Origin of the sequence: Haladaptatus sp. (genome assembly GCF_049589095.1) — an archaeon.
Taxonomy (GTDB): domain Archaea; phylum Halobacteriota; class Halobacteria; order Halobacteriales; family Haladaptataceae; genus Haladaptatus.
In genome coordinates this window covers 1-22728 of the sequence record NZ_JBAWAC010000425.1, presented here as the reverse complement: position 1 = coordinate 22728, position 22728 = coordinate 1, and the positions used below count along the sequence as shown (strand labels likewise).

Here is a 22728-nt window from a genome sequence, read left to right as displayed (position 1 = left end):
AACAACGACCGACTGCGGGGACTGTTCGCCGATATCATCGCTCGGGGTATCGAGCGCGGCGAGTTCGAGGAGGACATCGATCCGGAACGGGCGGCCGAACGACTCCTGATATTTCTCGACGGGGTCCGGGGCCGGGGAGTCGTCCTCGGATCCAACGACCCGAACGAAGTGGGGCGTGAAGTCATCGACGAGTTCGTCGACGATATTTGCGCCGGAGGCGACGAATGAGCGCCGGAAATAGGGATCTGGACCTGACCGACGGCGACTTGTACAAACCGCTCCTCATCCTGTCGGCACCCATCGTCGCCAGCCAGTTGATGCAGGTCGTGTACAACCTCGCGGACACGTTCTGGGTCGGCCAGATCGGTCCCGGCGCGGTGAGCGCGGTTTCCTACGCGTTCCCGATAATCTTCCTGCTCATCAGCCTCGGAACCGGCTTTTCCATCGCCGGAACCGCGTTGGTCTCACAGAACAAGGGGGCAGGCAACCACGAGCGGGTGGACCACGTCGCGGGACAGACCATCTCGTTCACGCTGCTCGCGTCGTTGGTGTTCGCGGTCATCGGATATCTTGCCGCACCGACCCTCGTCTCGCTCATCGGGACGACGCCGGGAACGCAGATATATCGGTGGACCGTGGAGTTCACGCGGACGACCTTCCTCGGCGTGTTCTTCATGTTCGGTTTCTTCATGTTTCAGGCGCTCCTGCGTGGTTGGGGCGACACGCGGACGCCGATGTATCTCATGGCGTTTGGCGTCACGCTCAACATCGTCCTCGACCCGTTCTTCGTCTACGGGTTCACGGACAACCTGCTGTTGCAAGCGCTCGGACTCGGTGGCCTCCAGACGACGCTGTTCGACGCCACCGGTTTCACCGGGTTCGGTGTTCAAGGGGCGGCGATAGCGACCGTCCTGTCGCGCGGAGTCGCCGCTGTCGTCGGCCTCACCATCCTGTTCAGCGGCCGCGTTGGGATTCACCTCTCGTTCGACGATGTCGTTCCGGAACCGGAGACGGTGAAGAAGATCGTTCGCATCGGCGTCCCGGCGAGCGTCGATATGTCGATGCGGGCGCTCGGTATCACGTTCCTGACCGCCATCGTCGCCATGGCCGGGGACCCGGCGGTCGCGGCCTACGGTATCGGTAATCGGCTGAACTCGCTCGTCTTCCTCCCCAGCATCGGGCTCGCACAGGGGACGACGACGATGGTGGGCCAGAACCTCGGCGCGGACAAACCGGAGCGCTCGGAGCGGGCGGTGTACTACGCGTCCGCCACACTGGCGGTCGTCCTCGTCGTCGTGAGCGTCCTCGCGTGGAGCTTCGCGGAACCCCTCATCGGAATCTTCGTCGGCAGCAGCGAGAACTTCAGCCGTCAAACCGTCATCCACATCGGCGCACAGTATCTCCGCATCATCGGTCCGACGTTCTTGTTCCTCGGCGTCTTCCGGGTCGTCACCTCGGCGTTCCGCGGGGCCGGTGATACGACCACCGCGATGGTGTTCACCATCCTCTCGCTGTGGGTGTTCCGTCTCCCTGTGGCGTACTACCTACTGGAGATACGGGGGATGGGTCCTACGGGTGTCTGGTACGCGATAGCGTTCTCGAACGTCGCCGCGGCCATCCTCGCGTTCCTCTGGTTCCGCCGTGGGACGTGGAAGACGAGCGAGGTCGAGGGAGCCAACACCCCGTCACCGGCCGACTGAACGGGATACTTTTCCTCGCGTTCGTCGTTTCCACCGAAACAACTGTACTGGTCGCTGTCGATAGACGACCTATGTCTCGGCGAATTCTGGTCCCTGTAGACGCTGCACCACAGTCAGAAACTGCTCTCGAACACGCCGCCGACGTCTATCCGGAGGCGACCATCGTCCTCCTGCACGTCCTCGATCCTCGATCGTGGATCTCCTCGGACGAGTTCGGGGACATGCTCTACGCGGACGACGTGGAGAAGGCCGAACAGGAAGCCACGGACGAACTCCTCGAAAAGATGACCGAACTGGCGGACGAACTGGATGTCACGACTGAGACGGTCACACTGATGGGGCGACCGGCACACACCATCGTAGAATACGCGGGAGACGGCGAGAACGACATCGACGGTATCGTCATGGGGAGCCACGGACGAACCGGTCTCGACAGGATTTTCCTCGGCAGCGTCGCGGAGTCCGTGACGCGACGGTCACCGGTTCCCGTCACCATCGTTCACTGAGTCCGGTGTCGGTTTACTCCTCGTCAGCGAGGAGGCGACGGCGGACGTAGGCGTCGAGTTCGTCACGAGCCGTCTCGATGGCATCGTTGTTCGTCGTGACGCGTTTGGTCATCGCCCCCGTGACGATCAAAAGGAGGAACTCCGCGACTTCCTCGGCATCCACGTCGCGGAAGGTGCCCTCGTCGATACCTGACTGGATGACGCGCGTGAGGAGTCCGCGGAAGAACTCGTCGCTGCGCGTGAAGTGGTTCCGGTACTTCTCGTCGTGGGCGGCCTGCGCGCGGAGTTCGACCATCGCGCGCGAGAAATCCCGGTAGTCGTCGGGAATCGGTGTGACGAAAATGCGGTCGAAGATGGCGTTCAGATGGTCCCGCGAACTGCCCGAGGACTGCTTCGCCGGAATTCGCTCCTTTTGCTGTTCGAGCATGAATCCCAGGAAATCCAGCAGGAGGTCGTCCTTTCCGTCGTAGTGATGGTAGAGGAGGGACTTGCTCTTCGGAAACTCGTCGGCGATGCGCTGAATCGTGAGGTCGGCGTAGCCGTGCTTGCAGAGGGCCAAATACGTCGCCCGCATGATGGCACCACGGGTATCGCTCGGATCCTCAAGAAAAGATGGTTTCGCCGTCATTACCGGCTGAAACCCTCGTCTATCGTTTTCCGCGTTGGCCGAGGCGGGTCGAACGTTTCGCGTTCCGGGGACCGACCACCGAACGCGATGGCTTTCGCATCGAATCGGTGCATACGCTAGCTACGGACTCCGGGTATAAAAATTGAATGAACGTTCAGTTATCTCCGCCCCACCATGCTCCAGCATGGCGGGTTAATCGGAGCCATCGGCCGGAAAATCCGCCGCCGAGCCGCTTCGCGACTACGCTGCCGATACCGCGCGAAGCGCCGGTGACTATCGCGACTCGTCCCTCCAACTGCTCGTCTGTTGATGACGCTTGGACTGTCATCGAACCGAAGAAGGGATGAAACGGAGACAGATGAACCTGTGAGTACTGTGCAAGCGGTGTACACCATGCAATCATTGTAGTCGTGTCGTCTCCTCGCGACGACTCGCTACCGTGCTGAAAGCGGATGGAGACCGCCAAAACGAAATCACTAATCGTGAAGAATTGGGAAGAGAAGCGTTCTCGCACCTGAAATGGGGACCTGAGTGGCAATTCTTCTCTCGAAACATTTATCACTGACTAACTGTTCAGTAAGCCATAGGTGACTGAATGTTCATTCAATATTTACGCAGTGATCCACCGCTCGAACGGAGGGTCAACGTATGAGTACGGAATCGAGTAACGGACTCGGTCGTGAACGGGCCATCATTCTCGGCGGACTCATGTTGGGGATGTTGCTGGGCTCCATCGACCAGTCCATCGTTTCGACCGCGCTCCCGCGCATCGTCGGCGACCTCGGTGACGCAAGCAAGATGTCGTGGATCGTCACGGCCTACCTCGTGACGGTCACGGTGACGACGCCGCTGTACGGGAAGCTGAGCGACATTTATGGACGCTCGCTCATCTTCGAGACGTCCATCTCCATCTTCCTGATCGGCTCGATCCTCTCCGGACTCGCCGGGGAGTTCGCCGCGATCAACGACGTCGTTGGCCCGATGACGCAACTCGCGGCCTTCCGCGCGCTGCAAGGTATCGGCGCGGGTGGTCTCATCGCCATGGCGACGACCATCCTCGGCGACATCTTCTCGCCCCGCGAACGTGGGAAGTACATGAGCTACATGATGCTCATCTTCGGTGGCGCGACCGTCGGCGGACCGCTCCTCGGCGGCTACCTCACCGACCACTACAGTTGGCGTTGGATCTTCTACATCAACGTCCCCATCGGACTCGCAGCGATCCTCATCACGCACTTCAAACTCGACCTTCCGACGCCGGACACCGACCACGATATCGACTACCTCGGGGCGGCGCTCCTCGTCGTCGCGGTCGGTTCGCTCATGCTCGCCACGACGTGGGGCGGTAGCGAGTACGCCTGGGATTCCGTCCAGATCCTTGGACTGATCGCTTCGACCATCGTCTTCGGCGTCCTGTTCGTCCTGCAGGAACTGCGCGTCGACGAACCGGTGTTCCCGGTTCACCTGCTCGACAGGCACACGGTCGTGGGCGTCATGACGCTGAGCTTCTGTCTCGGTATCGGGATGTTCGGGGCGACCATCTACCTCCCCGTCTTCCTGCAGGACGTCCTCGGCGTGAGCGCGACCAACTCCGGTCTGCTCTTGTTCCCGCTCGTCGGTGGGATGCTCGTCACGAGCGGCGCGACGGGACAGCTGATGACTCGGTTCGGTCGCTACAAAATATTCGCCGTCGTCGGAACCCTCGTCGGCTCTATCGGTTACTGGTTCCTCCACACGATGGGACCATCGACCACCTCGACGGAATCGACCATCTTCATGATCATCACCGGGATGGGACTCGGGTTCGTCATGCCCGTCCTCACCGTCGCGGTGCAGAACGCCGTGAGCCGGGAAGACCTCGGCGTCGCAACCACCTCCGTCACGTTCAGTCGGAGTCTCGGCAGCGGCATCGGCGTCGCCGTCTTCGGCGCGCTGTTGAACAACCAGCTCACCAACCGCCTCTCCGACGCCTTCGCCGGACAGGCCGGTTCCGGACAGCTCACGTCCGACGCCGCGAGCATCGGCCCGGAGGCCATCGAAAAGCTCCCGGACCAGATTCAGCACGTGGTGGTGACGGCGATGGCGAACAGCATCGACACCGTGTTCCTCGCCGGAATGGGTGTCCTCATCCTTGCGTTCATCGTCTCGCTCACGCTCCCCAACGCGGAACTCAGCGAAGAGGCCCACGTCTCGATGGGCGAGGGCGGCGCGGAGCCGATGGACGACTCGACGGCTTCGAGCGACGACTGACCATCCAGATAGCGTTTCGTCCGCTTTTTTCGCGTGCTACGGTTCTTTTTTCGGACAACAACTCCCCGGACTACCTCGGTCGTAACCGTTTTTACTAACTGGTTAGTAAGTCGCATATGAACCGTCTCTCGAACACGAGTAGCTACGCCACGGTGCGTGAGAGACATGCTTGACGAACTCGGCGAGCACAAGGGGGCGTTCGTCGGCCTGTTCGTCGCGACCGGCGTCTCGATGCTCGGCTTCAGCATCCTCGAACCGATTCTCCCGACGTACGCGCAAGACCTCGGTGCGTCCGGCGTCATCGTCGGACTCATCTTTTCCGGATTTGCCATCTCTCGGGGCGTTCTCGCGCCGTTCACCGGTCGGGTTTCCGACTCCTACGGACGGAAGAACCTACTTCTCACGGGTCTCGGTCTGTTCGCCGTCCTCTCCATCGCGTACTCGATGGTTTCGTCGCCGCTCATGCTCGGGGTCGTGCGGTTCTGTCAAGGGTTCTCGTCGGTCCTCGTGACGCCTATCGCACAGTCGTACGTCGGCGACATCACGCCGGAAGGAAGTGAAGGCTCCATCACGAACCTGTTCTACGTCTCGCTGTTCGGCGGTATCGCCATCGGGCCGACCGTCGGCGGCTATTTCGCCGACCACGCGATTCACACGCCGTGGTTCACCCTCACCGGGATTACGACGCCGTTTTACGTGATGGCGGCTCTCACCGTCGTCTCGTTCTTCCTCGTCGTCGTTCTCGTTCCCGAACTCCCCGACGACGTGCGCGATACAGCGGGGGCTCCGAACCCGTGGGAGGCCGCCCGTGCCGTCTGGGCCGACTTCGAACTCCGCGGTATCATGACGTACATCGTCGCGCGTGGATTCTACCGCTGGGGCTTCAACTCGTTTTTCCCCGTCCTCGCAACCTCGGCGGCCTTCGGGCTGTCATCCACGATGGTCGGCGTCGTCCTCTCGGTGTACATGGCGGTCGGTGGGGTTCTCCAGATTCCGCTCGGTCGCCTGTCCGACGATTACGCGGAGTATCGCGTTCACTTCATCGTCACCGGCGGTTTGTTGAGCGCGTTCACCATGCTCGCCGTTCCGTTCGCCACCACGCTTCCCCTGTTAATCGGACTCATGATCTGCATGGGCGCGTTCAGCGCCGTCTCCCGAACCTCCGCCGTCGCCATCCGCACCGAACGCGGCCGCGTCCACGGGATGGGTCTCGTGACGGGCGCGTTCACCGCCTCCCTCTCGGCTGGACAGGTGTTCGGCCCGGTCGGTTTCGGAGCCATTACGGACACGTTTCGGATACAGGACGCCTTCTACATCGGCGGTATCGTCGGTATCATCGGGACGCTCGGCGCGTTCTACTACCTTCAAAAAGGCCTCCAACAGGACGACGAAGCGGTCGAGGGGGTCACCGAGGATACCCAGCCGCTCGACTGAGTAGTTGATAGACGAATAACATTATTACCGTCGGATACGCATCGAAGACAGGTATGTCCGACCCGACGCACGATTCCTCCGACTCGGCGGTTCCGCTCGAAGCGCTCGCGTCCCTCCCGGAGTTCTACCATCCGATGGTGTCACGCGACGGCGAACGCGTCGCGTGTTACTACGACGGAACCGGCCGGAACGAACTGTGTATCCTCGACGTCGAATCCGGAGAACTCGAACAGGTGAGCGACGGAAACGTCCCGAAGAGCGCCCGCTGGCACGTTTGCTGGAGTACCGACGGTGAACGGATATTCTTCCACCGTGACGACGGCGGCGACGAACAGAACGACGTTCACGCGCTGACGACGGACGGCGACCGAGAAACGATCGTGGAAACCGACGGCCAGTGCGTGATCTGCGACGTTTCCCCGGACGGTCGATATCTCCTGTACGCGAGCGATGAGGGCGAGCAGATGAATCTGTATCGTATCGAACTAGAGACCGGAGAAACCGACCGGCTCACAGCCTACGACCGACCGACGTGGAATGCGATGTACGGTCCCGAGGGGAAACGGATCGCCTACGTGACCAACGAAACCGACGACCTCGACAATATGGACGTGTACGTCGCCGCCTCGAACGGGAGCGACCCGCGACGCCTCGACGTCGGCGAAATCGGATCGGAAACGTCAGTTTCCGACTGGGGTCCTGACGGCACGCGCTTGCTGATCGAGGACAACGCGGACGACAAACCTCGCGCCGGAATCTACGACCTCGAACGGAATTCCGTCGAGTGGCTCGGGGACGGCGAACACGTCGAATATCCCTCGACGTTCACCTCGGACGGTCGCCGCGCGCTCGTCCTTCGAACTCGCAGGGCGGCAACGGTTCCGGTCGTCTACGACCTCGGAACCGGAACCGGGCGGGAACTGGATCTCCCCGAAGGCAACGCGACCGTCGTCCAAGGAGTCGACCGGCCGTTCCTCGCGGATGGCCGCGTCGTCCTCACGCAAACGACACCGGACGAACGACAGCGACTCCTCGCCTACGACCTCGGTACCGACGAGCACGAGGTCGTCCTCGACGCCGAATACGGGGACATCGACCCGTCGGCGTTCGTTGATGCGGAGTACGTCACCTACGAGTCCGGTGGCTGGACGATCGGAGGACTGCTGTACGACGCCCGACAACGGCCAGGCGCTGATCCCGAGGCGACCGGGCAACCGGCGGTCGTGTTGGTACACGGCGGGCCGCACGCACAGTACACTCGGTCGTTCAACGAACTCACCCAGTTTCTGGTCGCACGGGGTTACTCCGTCTTCCAGCCGAACTATCGCGGTTCGACGGGGAGGGGTCGGGCGTTCAAATACGCCATCCGTGGCGATTGGGGCGGCGGCGAACAGGAGGACATCGCCAACGGCGGCCGCTGGCTGATGGAACGGGACTGGATAGACGAGGACCGCGTCGCGGTGTTCGGCGGCTCCTACGGCGGCTACAGCGCCTACAGCCAGCACGTAGGGTACCCCGACCTCTGGGCGGCTGCGATGGCGAACGTCGGCATCACCGACCTTCGAAGGTTGTACGAGGATTCCATGCCGCATTACCAGCACATCCTGGAACAGCAACTCGGAGACCCGGACGAGAACGAGGACCTGTACCGCGAACGGTCACCGATATCCAACGTCGATTCGGCGGAATTCCCCATTCTCATGATTCACGGCGTCAACGACCCGCGGTGTCCCGTCTCACAGGCGCGACTGTATCGGGACGCGCTCGTAGCGCGTGGGTGGGCGGACGGCGAGGAATTCGTCTACGAGGAACTGGGCGAACAAGGACACGGCTCGTTCGATATCGACCAGAAGATTCGATCGCATCGGATCGTCGCCGACTATCTCGACGAGACGTTGTAGCCGCGGATTGGATAGAAACGACGGAGACGGATTCGGTCACCCTTCCGACGGTGCCGGACAGTCGTACGTCTCCCGAAGCGTTTCCGCGAACTGACCGCCCTTCCGGAGCGCGATGGTGACGATGACGTAGGCTCCCTCGGCGGGACGGAGCACGAACACGTCCCGCGGGTCGTCGCCTTCCCCCTCGTTCACCCGGTCTATCAGCGGTTCCAACGGGCGGGTGCCGTCGCGGAACGACTCGAAGACGCGTCCACCGTCGTCCTCGGCGAACACGTAGAGCACGCCGTTGACCTCGTTGTCGGTGTTTCGCGTCACGGTGCTGTTCATCGACTCGTCCGCCATCCGGGCCTCCGTCCACGCTTGCTGTGCGACCTCGAAGACGGGGTCGATGCCGTCGACGAAGGTGTACGACGTTTTCCGGCGCACCGAGATCGACCGAACCGTCGGTTCGGCGCTCGACCAGTCGAGGTCGGCGTCGATACGGTAGCCGGGGTGAACGCCGTCTACGGTCCCTCCGTGGCCGTCGGGGGCGGTGACGACCGGTTCGTACGTCTCCCGGTCGAGCAACCGCAGGCTTCCGTCCGAGCGGGTGGCGAGCACGCGAAAGGACCGGTCTTCCTCCATGCTTCCGACTCCGGTGCGATGCGGGAAAAGCCACTCGAATCGACACGGTTCAGTCGGCCGAGTTATGCCGATGGCCTCCGTAGTGCCAGTATGGAACATTTGGAGTACGTCTACACGTTCGGCATGGACGAAACGGAACTCGAACGGAAATTGAAAGCGACGGACACCGGCGTCCTGTCGCTCGCTCGCGATGGTGATGCCTACTCGCTCCCAGTCTCGTTCCACTACGATGGTGAGAAAATCCTGCTTCGCTTCGGCGTCGAGGAGGGGAGCGAGAAGGTATCGTTCGTGGAATCCACCGATACTGCCAGTTTCGTCGTGTACGAAACGACGGGTGAGGAGTCGTGGAGCATCCTCGTGCAAGGTAGTCTCGCTCCCGCGTCCGACACGCTCAGCGAGGCCGAGATAAACGATCGATTCGTCCCTCTCCGGGTGTTCGACGAATCGCTCAGTGACGTGGAACCCGAACTGTACGAACTGCGAATCGAATCGGTGACGGGGCGCAAAACGTAGCTCACTTCCGACCGCGTGCCGCGATTTGATAGCTCAGCACCGTCTTCATCCCCTCCGCGAACGCCCCCAAATCGACGCTATCGGCCTGTTCGTCTCGTTCCGTGACTTCCGCATATCGTTCGTCCCAGTCGGTGAGAAACCGGTCCTCGACGTCGTTTTCCTCGATCAGTTTCGTCACCCATTCGATAGCGTCCTCGTCGGCCGGGTCCAAGTCCGACGGCGAGATGATTTTCTCTTGCAGGGCGTACACGATCGGCCCTGCCGTGTAGTCCCCTTCGCGGAGTTCCCGCTCCCACGTCGTCGTCCAGTTGCCGATTCGTGCCATTCGTTGGAGGTTCCAGATGACCGACCTGAGCGACCCGAGGTCGGCTGTATCGAACGACGGCGAGTACATCAGGTCCACGTTCGCGTACGGAAACATGAGCATGTTGTGTGGGTCGTAATGCTCGATTCCCTCCATGTTGGCGAGTTCGACGTTGTCGTTGAGGACGCGAGAGTAGTCGATGGCGGTGAGCGTCTGCCGAAGGTCACAGTCGAATATGTCCCTGTGCTCGTCGTGCATGGGGGCCGCCGTGATACCGTCCTCGAAAGCGTCCCACACCTGTTGGATGAACCGAAGTTGCTCCGAATCTACCCCGTCTCAGTCGGGGTTCACGGATTCACGGCGATACGGGATTTGACACGCCTCTTCGAACGTTTCCCGGTTGTGACCCATTTCGGCGAGGTCGTCCAACAGGGTGACGAACATCGTCAGAATCGTCTTCTGTGTCCGAGCTGTTTCCGCATGCTCGTCTGGAACACAGGAGAGCGTAAACGAAGGAAAAAGAGTATAGATCCATTGCCACAGAAATCTGTCACGGTTACCGACCGTCACGTCGTACGAATTCGCCAGTTCGGCGACCGAATCGGGAAGCGTCGCTTCAACTATCTGTGTCACGTGATCTTGAGGATTTGACAGTTTATCTACGAGCCGTTGACGGGGCATCTAGTACTATACCATCACTGATCGATAATAAAAACACTTTTGCCACATTTTCTATCGATTGTGAGGAACGATATTTTGGTCTCGATAACGATATATTCTCTGGATAAGGATTGTGGATGGAGACATGAACGGCACCGACCCGAGTATTTACAAAAAGGCGTTTCGGGAGACGAAAAAACCCGCCATCATTACCGATTCGAGTTTCGTCATCCGGGACGTGAACGAAGCGTGTGTCGATTTCACCGGCTACGACAGGGTCGAACTCGTCGGCGAAAACCCGGAGATTCTGTTCGGCCAACGGTCCGTGTACGAGGAGATGACGGCGTCGCTTTCGAACGACGACTCGTGGGTGGGTGGATTCGAAACCACGACGAAGGACGGTCGGCTGATTTACGGACAAGGGTCGTGTACCCCGATCTATGTCGATGGCGAACTACACGGGTATGCCGGGTTCTTCTCCGACCTGACCGAACGGCGGCAGTACGAACGGAGCCTTCGAATCCTGAACCGCGTCCTCCGTCACAACCTTCGAAACGACGCGAACGTCGTCCTCGGTCACATCGAAATCGTCGCGGAAATCGTGGACGACGAGGAGTTACAGCAGTCACTCTCGACCGCACACCGCCGGATGCACTCCATCATCAAATACGCCGAGACCGCTCGCGATCTGGACGAACTGCTCTCGGAGCGGACCGACCCGACACTTTCTCCCATCCGCATCGACGAGGTGATTCGTAACGAACTCAGGGCCGCTCGGAATGCCTATCCCGGTGCGGAGTTCACGAGCGACCTCGGAGACGAACCGACCTTCGTCGCAGCCGACGATGCCATCGGAATCGCGCTTGAGGCCATCCTCTCGAACGCGGTCGAACACAACGACTCCCGTGTTCCGCGAGTCTTCGTTCGATTTCACCGCGACGAATCGACGCTCACGGGGGAGGTCGAGGACAACGGGCCCGGAATCGCCGACGACGAACACGACCTCATCTTCGGGCGAGAGGAGGTCAGCCAGCTCCACCACGGACAGGGGTTGGACCTCTTTTTCGTGGACCGTCTGATGGAGAAGTACGGCGGGGATGTCTGGGCCGAAAACGACGACGGCGCGACCTTCTCGCTTCAGTTTCGCATCGTTTCGCCGACGGACGAGGACGCTTAACGCTCGAATGAGCGATTTTGTTACCCGATAATAAGGTCCGGTGAAGTCGAAACTCGGAGCAGTTACCATCATGTCTCACGAACCATCACACGACAGGGGCAGTCCCGCCGGTGTTCTTTTACCATCAGTTCCCCTTTCATTCCCATGACCCAAACGTACGACAAACTGGTTCGTGATCGGATTCCGGTGATCATCGAGGAAAACGACGAGCGTCCGGTAACACACATTGCGGACGAAGGCGAGTACGAGCGACGACTCGCGGAGAAGTTGGACGAGGAGGTAACGGAGTTCCATGAATCCGGCGAATCAGCGGAACTGGCCGACGTGCTCGAAGTCGTCTATGCGCTGGCGGACTCCAACGGACTCACGCGTGCCGAACTGGAACGGATTCGAGCCGAAAAAGCCGACGAACGGGGCGGGTTCACGGACGGAGTCGTTCTCGAACGGGTCGAGTAAAAAGCCCAGCATTTGCAACCACGTCGCGAATGGTCGGCGGTGGCAAACGCTCCCCCATGTCACTCACGACGTATACGCTCGTGATTCGGGAGAACGAGAGCAACGAAGGAATCGTCGCGGAGGTTCGCGCCGACGGAACCATCGAGGAATCGACCACGGTTTCGTACGGCGATTTCGGCATGACGGCTATCCGTGACGATTGGGTCCCCGAGGAGCGGCGAACCGAATTCGACGCCGACGTGAGGACGATTCGACTCGCGACGGAGCGGAACGGAGAAGGATTCCTGTTCCGCGTCCTGGGCGACGGCGAAACGGTCGCCGAGGAGCGAATAACGGACGACGGGTGGAACGTCGCCACGGTACAGTAGTTCTCAGAAGAACAGCGCCGGAACCGTCTTCGAGAAGATTTTCAGCGAGATGACGAGCAGGATGGCGACGACCAACCAGTTGAACTTCCGCTCGTCGATTTCGACGCGTCGGAGATAGGTTCCGGCGAACAGGCCGACGAGGGTGACGACTGCGAAGGTCGAACCCAACCAGAGGTAGTACGTCGTCATGACGCCCGTCACCAGCATCTGGAGGATTTTCACCGTGAACACCAGACCGAGCACCATCGAGAGGCCGCCGACGTACCGCTCCTTGTCCCGCTCGAACGTGTGGAGGTACGTCGGGAGCAGCGGACCGAGGTTGGCCGCGCCAAGGAGGAAGCCCTCCAACAGGCCGACGACGCCGAGTGCGACGGGATTGTGCGTCCCTTCGATGGAGACGAACCCCTTCCCGAGTTGGAAGAGGACGTACCCGAACAGGACGAGTCCGATGAGGAACACCACCACCGCGCTGGTCTTGAACGCCGAGAAGAAGAACACGCCAGCCACGGTACCGACCAACGCGAGAGCGATGAGCGACCACTCACGGCGGACGTAGCCGAGGCCGGTGTTCGTCTCGCCCACCTGAAAGACGTTGATCATCCACGGCGGGACGGCGAGAACGATGACGGCGATATCGACGTTCATGACCGACGCCGCGAGCGGCGTGGCGATGAGCGCGAAGCCGAACCCGACCATACCCTTCAGCATCGCCGCCAGTATGATGAGCGCGACGAACAGGACGAGGTCAGTCGTCGTCGCGTTCGTCTTCAACCCTTGCGTGACGTTCGCCGTTCCGGGAAAGAGACCGATTGCGCCGACGATGACGGCGACGGTTGCGACCGCCATCATCAGTTCCCGATAGCGGAACTGACGCAAGTTTCGAACGAACTCTCCGGGGTGAACCGTCGATTCCCCGGACATCAGCGAGTAGCCTCCGAGGGTCTCGAATCCGTATTCATTACCCCCCTTTGTCACTCCACGTAGTTAGGTGGGAGAAATCGGGAAACGGTCACCGAGAGCGATGACGTGACGTTTCGGTGAATGACGCCGTATAAGCGCCGAAACCGCCGAACGGGTCGAAAGGGTCCTCGAACAGCCGTCGCAGAAAGCGGCGACCTTTGCCATCGCGGCCGCGTATTCACACGGACAGGCGAACCGTCTCGTCGGTGATCGTCCCGATGAACTGCCGCTTGAGTTCGTGCACCGACTGGTTGACGACCCCGCCCCAGCCGAGTTCGTCGATCGTGTCCGGGTTCGGGTTGCCCCCGACTTCGACGTACAGCGTCCCGTCCCGAACCTCCTTCACGACGCCGACTTCGGTGCCGTCGTCCGCGACGACGCGTTTCCCCTCCTGTTCGTCCGAAAAGTCCGAATTCGGGTCCATCGAACCTACTTCGGCATCGAGGTCCAAACCGGCTTTGGCCGCCGGAAATGGGAACGCCTACCCTCCTCCGCTCACGAACTCGATTCATGTACGATGCGGTGTTGTTCGACAACGACGGAGTCCTCGTGAAACCGCCGAAACGCGAGTTGCTCCAGGAAGCGGCGCGCTCGGCCTTCGAGGAGTTCGACGTAGACCCGGCGGAGGACCACCTTGCCGCTGTAACACACAGCGCCACCCCCGACGGCTTTCGGGAGGTGTGTGAGGCGTACGGTTTCGACCCGAATTCGTTCTGGGCGGCCCGCGACAGCGCCGCCTCGGAGATTCAACTGCGCGAAATCGAGGCCGGACGGACGACGACCTACGACGACATCGATGCCCTCTCCTCGTTCGAGCGACCGCTCGGCCTCGTCAGTTCGAACCAGCAGGCAACCGTCGAGTTCATGCTCGATTACTTCGAACTCGAACGACACTTCGAGACCTACTACGGCAGGCCGCCGACCGTCGAGGGAATCCGCCGGAAGAAGCCGAACCCGCACTTCCTCGACCGCGCGCTGTCCGACATCGGAGCCGAAACCGCCCTCTTCGTCGGCGACAGCGAGAGCGACGTCGTCGCCGCCGATAACGCCGGACTGGATTCGGCGTTCATCCGCCGCCCGCACAGGACGGAGTACGAACTCTCCGTCGAACCGACGTACGAAATCGAGGGCTTGTCCGAGATTTTCGAGATTTTGGACTAGCTTCAGTAGCCCACCCGCGACAGCGTCCGGTCGAGTTCCGACAGATACCGTTCCCCGAAGTGAAAGAGGTGCGAGAGCAGCGGGTAGACGACGTACACGTCCCGGCGCGACTCGAATCCGGGATCGATACCGCGGCGTTCGTCGTAGCGCTCGAAGAATGCAGGGCCGACGCAGTTCGTCCAGTCCATGTACGCGAGTTCGACCTCCGAGTGGGCGTAGTACGCCGCCGGGTCGAGAAACGCGCGCAGTTCGCCGTCCGATTCGAGCACGTTCGTCGTCCACACGTCGCCGTGGATCAGCGACGGCGCGTCGGGTTCGACGACGAGCGAATCGAGGTCCGCGACCAGTTCATCGAACCGTTCGACCATCGACTCCGGCAGTTCACCGGTTTCCCGCGCGATTTCCGCCGCGTGGCGGAGTCGGTGTTCCCCGTAGAATTCGACCCACGATTCAGTCCACGGGTTCGGCTGTGAGAGCGACCCCGTGAGCGTGTCGCAGTCGAACCCGTAGGCGGGCGCGGCGGTGTCGTGTAAGGCGGCGAGGTGGTCGGCCATCTCCCGCTCCACGTCGGGCGTGATGGTCGAATCGCCGTCGATGAATTCGAGCAACAGCAGGTCGTCCTCGACGTGATACACGTCGGGGACGGGAAGGCCGTGGTCAGCGAGGTGGTGAAGCATGGTCGCTTCGACCATCAGCGACGCGTCGCTCGTTTTGGCGACGAGCGGCGCGCCGGAAGCGAAATCGGCGCGATACACCGCGCCGATTTCGCCCCCGTCGAGTTCGCAAAGCTCCGTCGGCGGTTCGTCGGTAACGGCGGAGATTCGGGCGGCGAGATCATCCATCGATTCGGATACGTACCGCCGAACCCTAAAACGATACTAGCTCGGCCTGCCGTCGATCACGGTGACGCTATCCCGGTTAGCCACCGTTTTCGGTCACCGTTTTTCGTGTCGTGACCGGGTCGGTATCCGTCGTTTCGTTCGTCGTCGTCCCTACCAGCGAGGTTGTCGTCGTTGTCCCCGCCAACGAGGTGGTTGTCGTGGTATTCGGTGGTGGCGTCGTTCCGGTGGTCGTGGGGGAAACGGTCGTCGGTTCGACGGCCGTTCCGTTCACGTTCGTCGTGGTGTGGTTCGTTGCGTTTCCGGCGGCGGTAGTCCCCGAAGAACGCTTCCGCGACCCCAATGACACTCCCGACGACAAGTATCCGGAGAACCCGTGGGCGGACGAGTACGCATCGGGTGCGTTCCCGACCCTCGCCGAGCAGGACGTAGTTTTGGGTGGCACTCCGGACGACGGCAAACCGAACAGCAGCGCGTGATCGACGCGGCGAATGGTGGCAACGGTCGATTCGAAACCCTTCTTTCCTTCTGTTTTCGAGAGGGGCGGACGATCACGGAGCATCCGCGACCGACGAATTTCGGCCCCTAGCTATTCGGGTCTTCGGATAGAAACTCGTCGTATGACCTACACGTGGCAGTACTACGACCTCGTACTGGGCGGAATAGCCGTCAGCATGTTCCTCGGTGTGGGTGTCGGCTACCTCACTTCGGTTTCGTTGACGGCGGCAGTAATCGGTGCGGCGCTCGTCGCGGTCGCCATCATCGGTCACGGCTTGTTCGTCAACGGTCCGGTGGACGAACCGACCGACCTGACGAAAGAAGTCGAGACGCTGAACTGAAATCACACACGAAGCGACGACCGACTGGGCTCGATTCCAGTCGCTTTCGGCTCAGTAAACCGCGTCCCGGATATCCTCGTCCAGTTCCTCGAACGTGTCGAGGTGGACCTGTCGCTCGGTACGGAGCCGTGACAACTCCGAATCGTGGTCGTCGACGTTGTCGGCGACCGAAAACTCGCCGATGTCGATACCGGGGACCGAACTCGGAACGGTGAGTCCGCTCGCGTCGTCGTCCGTCCACTCGACCGTCCCGCGCGCGATCTCCCGGAGCAACGTCACCGACTCCGTGACGCCGATGTCCTTGCCGCCGAGGTGGCCGGTGTTGAGGATGTAGGTTTCGACGCCGAGGTCGTCGATGAGCGAGCGGAACCGGTTGCCCTCCTCGCCCCTCGATCCGATGATGAACGGGTTGGTGCCCACGACGCGGATGGACTCACCGGCTTTCGACGGGTCGCCCGCGCTGGTCTCGATGGACTCGCCGAGCATGAACGCCACCGCCGCCTCCTCCGGCGACAGTTTCGCGACCGGTGGCATCGTCGGGTTGCGGGTGATGAAGAACAGTTGGTCGACCCGCTCCAAGTCGATGTCCTCGCTCGACGACGAGAGTTGGTCGCGGCGGATGATGGCTCGACCGTTCGAGGTGTGGTAGTCGCTGTCGAAATCGACGGTGCCGTCGTCGTCTACGTCCACGTTTTCGAGAACCGCGGATTCGTGCGTGACGGCGTCGTACATCGCGGGCTGTTCGTTGGCGTCCAAGCCGATGGTCTTGACGTACAGACCGTTGCCTTCGCTGCCCGCGACGCTTCCGTCGGGGAGCAAGGCACAGACGTCGTCCTGGAGCATCGTCGCCGATTCGGGGTCGTCGAGCCAGAGACCGTGGGCGGTCAGCGTGGACTTGCCGGTCGCGGAGAGACCGAGGAAAACTTGCCCCACGTCGCGCAGGTCGCCGGTTTCGTCCCGAAGCGTCACTCGCTTGCTTCCGGCGTGCAGTCCGAGGCCACCCTTCCGTTTTGCGTGGAACATGAACAATCGGAGGAAGGACTTCTTCGCCTCGCCGGTGTAGTCACTTCCGAGAGCGACGGTCACTCCCTCCTCGGGAAGGACTCGGATGGCGATTTCGTCCCAGTCGGGAACCTGTATCGTGACGAAATCCGGTTCACCCTCCCCCTCGACTGGTTCGAAGAGATTCGCCCACGCGAGGGCGATACGGCCGTACTTTTTCGGAACGTAGAGTCTGCACCGGTAGGTGTGGTCGGTGTGGCGGCCCATCAGGCGGTCCACGCAGAGCATCTCGTGCTCTCGGGCGAACTCGACTGCGTCCTCGATGTGTGCGTAGTCGTCCGCGTCGAATCCTTCGTCAACGGCATTTCTCGTCTTGTCCGAGTTGCGCGATCGCTCGCGGCTGACGTACGACGCGGAACCGAATTCGGCCGTCGTCTCCAACTCCTGTGAAAACTCACGAAGTTCCGAAAACGATGGGTTGTAACGAACGTTGTCCGCCGCTGTTGGATTCGGGAGTTTCGACTTCAGGGATTGGACTGACTGCCCAGTGTCTGACATCGTGGTTGTACGGCCCACCTACGAACGTATAATTATGTATGGTGTACGACCGCCTTAGTGGCCTCATAATGCCGATTTCGGCAGAATTGTGTTTTCGGATGCGAGTAAATAATCCTCTTTTTGGTGAGGGGTCACCCCGATTCAGTATCCAGTTTGCATGTCAAACGGTATCGAAAGACACCTACCACTTAACCGTGTCCGCTACTTATTCCACCTGTGAGTGAAGAAAGTGGGCGTCGGAACCTCCGAATGCCAAACGAGGACGAGATGTTCGCGGTCGTCACCCAACACAACGGTGGCAACCACGTACAGCTCCGATGTAACGACGGAAAAGAGCGAATGGGCCGGATTCCCGGTCGAATGAAATACCGAACCTGGATCGAAGAGGGCGACGTCGTCCTCATCGAACCGTGGGACTGGCAGGACGAGAAGGCCAACATCGAATGGCGATACACCAGCCAGGACGCGGACCAACTCCGCCGCGAAGGCCACATCCAGTGATCCCTTCGGTGAACTGAAACGGACTTCTAATCGCCGATTCCGAGTACGTGTAGATTTTTCCAGCGGTCTCCGCTCGCACCGAGCGGTGCGATTTGAAACGCGACCGACCGACACGTTCGACAGTCGCTACCGTCGCCCGATGACGTCACGGCTTTAACGCTTCGGTACATTTGTGGGGATAATGAGCAAGATTAGACCCGACGAACTGGACGACAGACTCGACGCCGATGACGCGCCGTACGTTCTCGACATTCGACCGAGAAAAGCGTTTCAGTCGGAGCATATCGACGGAAGTCGTAACATCCCAGTGTACGATGATTTACGCGGGGGAGACGAGGACGCACTCCGCAGCCGTCTTGATAAGATCCCACAAGACAGCTCCGTTGTTACGGTCTGCAAGATGGGTGTAGTCGCAAAACGGGCAACCGGTATTCTCGACGAGGAGGGATACGAAGTCAGTACACTCGCAGGGGGAATGAGCGGTTGGCGCGGCTATCAAGCTGGGTCGCTCGGCTACCGGGTTCGGTCGGTGCTCTGGCGACTGTTCTGACTGTCGCTCTCGGATACTGCTGCGCTAAAAAAATCGATGTATACCTTGTCGCCGCGTGGCGACAGTGTAAAATCGTTGTTTACTGGCGAACGACGTTCTTCGCTCGCGGGCCCTTGGGGGCCTGTTCGATGTCGAACTCGATCTCGGTACCTTCCGTAAGGTCCTCGCCGCCAACGTCTTCCATGTGGAAGAAAACGTCCTCGTCCGCGTCGTCCGTCTCTATGAAACCGTAGCCGCCTGTGTCGTTGAAGAAATCAACTTTACCGTTTGCCATTACAACTATACACAATTGGGGTACACGGTTAAGGGTTCTGCATTCGTTCTCTAAAACGAGTGTTTTTTAGACACATATCCGCTTTGGGAACACTATTATGGATATCTGAACACATATATGTGATTATTCCGGCTATTGATTCCGATTCGACACAATGAGCGGGTACTTCCGTAATATCCTCAGTTACCATATCCTGCCGTTTCACGAAATCGACGTCCCGTGATCACCGTCGGCGAATCACGAGGAGCGCGGCGAGGACGAGAGCACCAACAGCGACGAACGACCAGCTTTTGGGACGACGGTCCCGGTTCGTTTTCGACGAGTCGCCGAGCGTCGTCGTGCGGGTCGTCCCAACCGTTTCCGTCGTCCGTGACGAAACCGAAGCGGTCGATAACTCGGTCGTGGCGACGTCCCCGCTCGTTTCCGTCGTTTCGGAAACGCCCGAGAGGACGAGGGTTCCAGCCGACGTTCCATCGACCGCGACGTCGTAGGTCCCGGGGTGATCGAGCGTGATACCGAACGATATCGTCTTCGTTTCCCCGACGGGGACGGTGATCGTTCGAGTTGCGACGTTCGTCCCGTTGGCCGTCACCGCGACAGTCTCGTTCGCCATCCAGTTACCGCGGTTCGTGACGGTTGCGGAGACCGTGATGGGGTCCCCGACGGTCCCGGACGGACCCGACAGGCTCGCACCCGAGACGGAGAGGAGATCCTCATTTCGAAGACCGACGGCGTACGTGGACAAACCCGGGGAGTCGGCTCGCAGGACGTACGAATCCCCGTCCCGCCGAACCACACTCGTTTCGAGGGCGTTCCACCGTCCGTCGTGGTAGCGGTAGACTACCGCTTCGTCGGGATCGATGGCTGTCGATTCGAAGCGGCGTGCATCGACCCGGAACGTGAACTGGACACCATCGATCTCCGAATCGGGGATCGAATGATCTATCTGGGCGAGTCCAACGGTACGTCCGTTGAAGTCGGGTGATTCGGTGGACAGGTTTTCCGAGGTGTTCACGCGCAGATCGTAATTCGCCCGCCGCTCGGCGGTGAGATTCAACTGGCTGATGTCGAATCCACCCGTGCCGGTCTCGTTTTCGAACGTCACGCCGACGTTCCGATACGCGTCGGCGTTTTCGACGGAGACGTTCGTGGTCTCCCCGTTACCTGGCGTGACCGTGACCGAGAGTGGGTCGTCGTGCGTGTCGTCGGCCGTGGCACCGTTCGGTCCGCCAGTCTCTCCACCACCGACCGTACCGTTCCCACCGGTTCCGTCTCCCGTCTCTCCGCCACTGCTCCCACCGCCGGTCCCGTCACCACCGGTGTTTCCACCGCCGGTTTCCCCACCGGACTGTGACGTATCGACGGTGACGCTGGCCGTTTTACCCGGGACGGTATGGGTACCCGTCCCGTCGGTTAACCCATCCAGCGTCGCGGTGTACGTGCCATCGACGCTTCCGTTGTAGGTCGCCGTGTACGTCGTTCCGTTTTGGGTGAAGTTCGCCTGCGTCAACGTCGCGTTCGCCGCACCCGAGAGCGAGACGTCAATCGCCGAAAGCGGCTCCGATCCGTCGAAGCTGATGACGACACGTCGCCCGGTCGGGTTAGTGGCGACGAAGTTCGAAGCAGTTGGCGCGCTTGCCTGTATCGTCACGTTGTCCGTCCGACCCGGTGAGCCCGTGTTGTTCGCGGTGTCGGCGAACCCGACCACCGTCACGTCGTACTCGCCGTTCAGGGCGTCCGGGTACGTCGCGGTGTACGTCGTCCCGTTTCGAGCGAAGTCGTCGAAAGTGAGCGTCGCGTTCTCCGGTCCGGAGAGGTCGGTTTCGAGCGCGGAGAGCGGTTCCGAACTCACGACTCGAACCCGTATCTCGTCACCGGTCGGGTTCGAGGCGGTGAGGTTCGAGATGGTCGGCGACAGGGCGTCCACGGTCACGCTGCCCGATTGGCCGTTCGCGCCATCGTTACCCGCATCGTCCGTCGCCTCGGTCAACGTCGCGGTGTACGTGCCATCGACGCTCCCGGTGTACGTGACGACGTACGATCCGCTCGCGTTCGACGGATAGGTTCGACGTAACGTCGCGGTTTCGGCACCGGAGATGGCGATACCCACGGTGGCGAGCGGTTCGGAGCTGTCGAAGCGCAGTTGCACCTCCTGCTGGGTCGGATTCGAGACGGTGACGTTCGAGATGGTCGGCGGCGTCGTGTCGATGCTGACCGCGTCCGTCTCCCCGGATGCACCGTCGTTGCCCGCGTCGTCGGCCGCGGAGTCGAGCGTCGCGGTGTACGTACCGTCCACGCTTCCGTTGTAAGTCGCGGTGTACGTCGTTCCGCTCACGGTGAAATCGGTTCGGGCCAGCGTCGCGTTCTCGGCACCCGAGAGCGTGACGTCGATATCCGAAAGCGATTCGTCGCTATCGAGTTCGACCGTCACGTTCCGCCCCGACGGGTTCGTCACCGTGAAGTTCGAAACCGACGGGGCGGTCGTATCGACCTCGACGCTTTCCGACTGGCCGCTCGCGCCGTCGTTGTCCACGGCGTCGGTCGCCTCGGTCAGGGTCGCCGTGTAGGTGCCGTCGGAACTCCCGGCGTACGTGGTCGCGTAGGTGTACGTTCCGTCGCCGTTGACCGTCTCGGTGAAATCGCCCATCGTGAGCGTTCCCGACTCGGTACCGGAGACCTCCGCGGTAATCGCCCCGAGTCGTTCGTCGGTATCGAACGAGACGACGATGTCTTGCCCGGTTGGATTACTCACGCTGTAGTTTTCGACCGTCGGTGCCGTCGAGTCGATGGTGAGCGTCCCGTCGCTCGTGTCGGTGCCGACGTTCCCGCTGGTATCGGTCCCGTTGACGCGAACGAGGACGGATTCGGAGTCGATAGCGGGAACCGTCCAGTCGTAGGTTCCGTCGTTCATCGTGGCCGACGTGATGGTCGTCCAACTCGCGCCGCCGTCCGCGGAGTAACCGATGGAAACGGTGTCCACGCTCACGGAGTCCGTCGCGGTCCACTCGACAGTCGCCGTCTCACCGTCGTGGAACTGTTCCCCACCGTCCGGCGTCGAGACGGTTACCGACGGCGACGTGTCGTCGACGAGCACCGTCTCCGTTTCCCCGGTTGCACCGTCGCTCCGTCCGTCGTCGGCCGTGTTCAACTGGAATGTGTAGTTTCCGTCAGTTCCTCCGGTGTACGTCGCCGTGTAGGTGTACCCGCCGTCGCCGTCAGGCGTCGCGGAGAAATCGACCGTGGTCAACGTCGAACTTTCCGTACCGGTGATGCCGACCGCCACAATGTCGAGTTCGTCGGTCGAATCGAACGACACGGTCACGTTCATCCCGCCGGTGTTCGTCGCCGTGAAATCGCTGACCGACGGCGGGACGTCGACGTCGAACTCGAACCCGTTCGAGCGTTCGTTTCCGACCGCATCGTCCGCGGTGACGATAACGGTGACCGTACCGTTCGGAAGGGTCGGGACGCCCGACTTCGTCGGGTCGACGGTGAGCGTGTCGCCATCGAACGAGACCCCGTC

The 22728-nt window shown here is 61.1% G+C and carries 25 protein-coding genes; 15 read left to right on the top strand and 10 right to left on the bottom strand.

Translation table 11 applies throughout. The features are described 5' to 3' along the window. The 3 genes from WBV42_RS13435 to WBV42_RS13425 all read left to right on the top strand — a co-directional run. A partial coding sequence (locus tag WBV42_RS13435) for a TetR family transcriptional regulator C-terminal domain-containing protein (RefSeq protein WP_423986475.1) occupies window positions 1–228 on the top strand: 228 nt, incomplete at its 5' end. Then, window positions 225–1700, top strand: coding sequence for an MATE family efflux transporter (locus WBV42_RS13430; protein ID WP_423986474.1), 1476 nt, complete (start codon window positions 225–227; stop codon window positions 1698–1700). The genes WBV42_RS13435 and WBV42_RS13430, both read left to right, overlap by 4 nt. A gap of 71 nt (window positions 1701–1771) precedes the next feature. Next, on the top strand, window positions 1772–2206 hold the full coding sequence (locus WBV42_RS13425) for a universal stress protein (protein WP_423986473.1): 435 nt from the start codon (window positions 1772–1774) through the stop codon (window positions 2204–2206). Window positions 2207–2219: 13 nt separating this feature from the next. Here the strand turns inward: WBV42_RS13425 and WBV42_RS13420 are convergent, their stop codons facing one another. After that, entirely contained in the window at window positions 2220–2834 is a 615-nt protein-coding gene (locus tag WBV42_RS13420; RefSeq protein WP_423986472.1) for a TetR/AcrR family transcriptional regulator, read from the bottom strand. A gap of 648 nt (window positions 2835–3482) precedes the next feature. On the opposite strand from WBV42_RS13420, the gene WBV42_RS13415 reads away from it, so the two are divergent. The 3 genes from WBV42_RS13415 (at window position 3483) to WBV42_RS13405 (ending at window position 8419) form a co-directional block, all read left to right on the top strand. Beyond that, window positions 3483–5084, top strand: a complete 1602-nt coding sequence (locus WBV42_RS13415) for an MDR family MFS transporter (RefSeq protein ID WP_423986471.1) — start codon at window positions 3483–3485, stop codon at window positions 5082–5084. A gap of 165 nt (window positions 5085–5249) precedes the next feature. Then, window positions 5250–6518, top strand: coding sequence for an MFS transporter (locus WBV42_RS13410; RefSeq protein WP_423986470.1), 1269 nt, complete (start codon window positions 5250–5252; stop codon window positions 6516–6518). A gap of 53 nt (window positions 6519–6571) precedes the next feature. Then, complete coding sequence (locus tag WBV42_RS13405) at window positions 6572–8419, top strand: S9 family peptidase (RefSeq protein ID WP_423986469.1); 1848 nt, start codon at window positions 6572–6574, stop codon at window positions 8417–8419. A 36-nt stretch (window positions 8420–8455) separates the two neighbouring features. On the opposite strand, the gene WBV42_RS13400 is transcribed toward WBV42_RS13405, so the two are convergent. Continuing rightward, the gene (locus WBV42_RS13400; RefSeq protein ID WP_423986468.1) at window positions 8456–9043 is read right to left on the bottom strand and encodes a DUF6663 family protein; all 588 of its coding nucleotides are present in this window, start codon (window positions 9041–9043) and stop codon (window positions 8456–8458) included. 90 nt (window positions 9044–9133) lie between these two features. Between WBV42_RS13400 and WBV42_RS13395 the strand changes: the two genes are divergently transcribed. Further along, window positions 9134–9556, top strand: coding sequence for a pyridoxamine 5'-phosphate oxidase family protein (locus tag WBV42_RS13395; RefSeq protein WP_423986467.1), 423 nt, complete (start codon window positions 9134–9136; stop codon window positions 9554–9556). A gap of 1 nt (window position 9557) precedes the next feature. Here WBV42_RS13395 and WBV42_RS13390 read toward each other — a convergent pair whose 3' ends face one another. Beyond that, window positions 9558–10118, bottom strand: coding sequence for a hypothetical protein (locus WBV42_RS13390; protein WP_423986466.1), 561 nt, complete (start codon window positions 10116–10118; stop codon window positions 9558–9560). Window positions 10119–10196: 78 nt separating this feature from the next. Further along, window positions 10197–10493: a hypothetical protein gene (locus tag WBV42_RS13385; RefSeq protein WP_423986465.1), complete on the bottom strand. Its 297-nt coding sequence runs from the start codon at window positions 10491–10493 to the stop codon at window positions 10197–10199. A gap of 172 nt (window positions 10494–10665) precedes the next feature. Between WBV42_RS13385 and WBV42_RS13380 the strand changes: the two genes are divergently transcribed. From WBV42_RS13380 to WBV42_RS13370, 3 genes are all read left to right on the top strand, one after another. After that, window positions 10666–11697 (top strand): PAS domain-containing sensor histidine kinase, encoded by a 1032-nt coding sequence (locus tag WBV42_RS13380; protein ID WP_423986464.1) that lies wholly within the window; start codon window positions 10666–10668, stop codon window positions 11695–11697. 144 nt (window positions 11698–11841) lie between these two features. Beyond that, entirely contained in the window at window positions 11842–12153 is a 312-nt protein-coding gene (locus WBV42_RS13375) for a nucleoside triphosphate pyrophosphohydrolase (protein WP_423986463.1), read from the top strand. A 56-nt stretch (window positions 12154–12209) separates the two neighbouring features. Beyond that, window positions 12210–12521, top strand: coding sequence for a hypothetical protein (locus tag WBV42_RS13370; RefSeq protein ID WP_223301770.1), 312 nt, complete (start codon window positions 12210–12212; stop codon window positions 12519–12521). Between the two features lie 3 nt (window positions 12522–12524). On the opposite strand, the gene WBV42_RS13365 is transcribed toward WBV42_RS13370, so the two are convergent. After that, window positions 12525–13445, bottom strand: a complete 921-nt coding sequence (locus WBV42_RS13365; protein ID WP_423986476.1) for a TSUP family transporter — start codon at window positions 13443–13445, stop codon at window positions 12525–12527. A gap of 214 nt (window positions 13446–13659) precedes the next feature. Further along, complete coding sequence (locus WBV42_RS13360; protein ID WP_066141704.1) at window positions 13660–13905, bottom strand: hypothetical protein; 246 nt, start codon at window positions 13903–13905, stop codon at window positions 13660–13662. 86 nt (window positions 13906–13991) lie between these two features. Here WBV42_RS13360 and WBV42_RS13355 point away from each other — a divergent pair, with 86 nt between their 5' ends. Continuing rightward, window positions 13992–14642 carry an HAD family hydrolase gene (locus tag WBV42_RS13355; RefSeq protein ID WP_423986462.1) on the top strand — a complete coding sequence of 217 codons (651 nt, stop codon included), beginning with the start codon at window positions 13992–13994 and terminating at the stop codon, window positions 14640–14642. Between the two features lie 2 nt (window positions 14643–14644). Here WBV42_RS13355 and WBV42_RS13350 read toward each other — a convergent pair whose 3' ends face one another. Then, the gene (locus WBV42_RS13350; RefSeq protein ID WP_423986461.1) at window positions 14645–15484 is read right to left on the bottom strand and encodes a fructosamine kinase family protein; all 840 of its coding nucleotides are present in this window, start codon (window positions 15482–15484) and stop codon (window positions 14645–14647) included. Between the two features lie 197 nt (window positions 15485–15681). Between WBV42_RS13350 and WBV42_RS13345 the strand changes: the two genes are divergently transcribed. Then, entirely contained in the window at window positions 15682–15960 is a 279-nt protein-coding gene (locus WBV42_RS13345) for a hypothetical protein (RefSeq protein ID WP_423986460.1), read from the top strand. Window positions 15961–16101: 141 nt separating this feature from the next. Continuing rightward, window positions 16102–16320 (top strand): hypothetical protein, encoded by a 219-nt coding sequence (locus tag WBV42_RS13340; protein WP_423986459.1) that lies wholly within the window; start codon window positions 16102–16104, stop codon window positions 16318–16320. Window positions 16321–16371: 51 nt separating this feature from the next. On the opposite strand, the gene WBV42_RS13335 is transcribed toward WBV42_RS13340, so the two are convergent. Further along, window positions 16372–17880: a phosphoenolpyruvate carboxykinase (ATP) gene (locus tag WBV42_RS13335; RefSeq protein ID WP_423986458.1), complete on the bottom strand. Its 1509-nt coding sequence runs from the start codon at window positions 17878–17880 to the stop codon at window positions 16372–16374. A gap of 216 nt (window positions 17881–18096) precedes the next feature. Between WBV42_RS13335 and eif1A the strand changes: the two genes are divergently transcribed. Beyond that, the gene (eif1A, locus tag WBV42_RS13330) at window positions 18097–18381 is read left to right on the top strand and encodes a translation initiation factor eIF-1A (RefSeq protein ID WP_082837733.1); all 285 of its coding nucleotides are present in this window, start codon (window positions 18097–18099) and stop codon (window positions 18379–18381) included. Between the two features lie 181 nt (window positions 18382–18562). Continuing rightward, entirely contained in the window at window positions 18563–18931 is a 369-nt protein-coding gene (locus WBV42_RS13325; RefSeq protein ID WP_423986457.1) for a rhodanese-like domain-containing protein, read from the top strand. Window positions 18932–19010: 79 nt separating this feature from the next. Here WBV42_RS13325 and WBV42_RS13320 read toward each other — a convergent pair whose 3' ends face one another. Then, window positions 19011–19205 carry a cold-shock protein gene (locus WBV42_RS13320; RefSeq protein WP_007977946.1) on the bottom strand — a complete coding sequence of 65 codons (195 nt, stop codon included), beginning with the start codon at window positions 19203–19205 and terminating at the stop codon, window positions 19011–19013. A 223-nt stretch (window positions 19206–19428) separates the two neighbouring features. Next, window positions 19429–22728, bottom strand: a 3300-nt coding sequence (locus WBV42_RS13315; RefSeq protein ID WP_423986456.1) for a PGF-pre-PGF domain-containing protein, incomplete at its 5' end; no start/stop codon positions are given.

What these genes read in the sequence shown, in the direction of transcription:
- WBV42_RS13410 (WP_423986470.1), top strand. Translation starts at nt 5,250, where the DNA reads ATGCTTGACGAACTCGGCGAGCACAAGGGGGCGTTCGTCGGCCTGTTC.
- WBV42_RS13360 (WP_066141704.1), bottom strand. Translation starts at nt 13,905, where the DNA reads ATGGACCCGAATTCGGACTTTTCGGACGAACAGGAGGGGAAACGCGTC.
- WBV42_RS13430 (WP_423986474.1), top strand. Translation starts at nt 225, where the DNA reads ATGAGCGCCGGAAATAGGGATCTGGACCTGACCGACGGCGACTTGTAC.
- WBV42_RS13415 (WP_423986471.1), top strand. Translation starts at nt 3,483, where the DNA reads ATGAGTACGGAATCGAGTAACGGACTCGGTCGTGAACGGGCCATCATT.
- WBV42_RS13335 (WP_423986458.1), bottom strand. Translation starts at nt 17,880, where the DNA reads ATGTCAGACACTGGGCAGTCAGTCCAATCCCTGAAGTCGAAACTCCCG.
- WBV42_RS13380 (WP_423986464.1), top strand. Translation starts at nt 10,666, where the DNA reads ATGAACGGCACCGACCCGAGTATTTACAAAAAGGCGTTTCGGGAGACG.
- WBV42_RS13425 (WP_423986473.1), top strand. Translation starts at nt 1,772, where the DNA reads ATGTCTCGGCGAATTCTGGTCCCTGTAGACGCTGCACCACAGTCAGAA.
- WBV42_RS13350 (WP_423986461.1), bottom strand. Translation starts at nt 15,484, where the DNA reads ATGGATGATCTCGCCGCCCGAATCTCCGCCGTTACCGACGAACCGCCG.
- WBV42_RS13325 (WP_423986457.1), top strand. Translation starts at nt 18,563, where the DNA reads ATGAGCAAGATTAGACCCGACGAACTGGACGACAGACTCGACGCCGAT.
- WBV42_RS13355 (WP_423986462.1), top strand. Translation starts at nt 13,992, where the DNA reads ATGTACGATGCGGTGTTGTTCGACAACGACGGAGTCCTCGTGAAACCG.
- WBV42_RS13400 (WP_423986468.1), bottom strand. Translation starts at nt 9,043, where the DNA reads ATGGAGGAAGACCGGTCCTTTCGCGTGCTCGCCACCCGCTCGGACGGA.
- WBV42_RS13390 (WP_423986466.1), bottom strand. Translation starts at nt 10,118, where the DNA reads ATGCACGACGAGCACAGGGACATATTCGACTGTGACCTTCGGCAGACG.
- WBV42_RS13405 (WP_423986469.1), top strand. Translation starts at nt 6,572, where the DNA reads ATGTCCGACCCGACGCACGATTCCTCCGACTCGGCGGTTCCGCTCGAA.
- WBV42_RS13340 (WP_423986459.1), top strand. Translation starts at nt 16,102, where the DNA reads ATGACCTACACGTGGCAGTACTACGACCTCGTACTGGGCGGAATAGCC.
- WBV42_RS13370 (WP_223301770.1), top strand. Translation starts at nt 12,210, where the DNA reads ATGTCACTCACGACGTATACGCTCGTGATTCGGGAGAACGAGAGCAAC.
- WBV42_RS13420 (WP_423986472.1), bottom strand. Translation starts at nt 2,834, where the DNA reads ATGACGGCGAAACCATCTTTTCTTGAGGATCCGAGCGATACCCGTGGT.
- WBV42_RS13395 (WP_423986467.1), top strand. Translation starts at nt 9,134, where the DNA reads ATGGAACATTTGGAGTACGTCTACACGTTCGGCATGGACGAAACGGAA.
- WBV42_RS13375 (WP_423986463.1), top strand. Translation starts at nt 11,842, where the DNA reads ATGACCCAAACGTACGACAAACTGGTTCGTGATCGGATTCCGGTGATC.
- WBV42_RS13320 (WP_007977946.1), bottom strand. Translation starts at nt 19,205, where the DNA reads ATGGCAAACGGTAAAGTTGATTTCTTCAACGACACAGGCGGCTACGGT.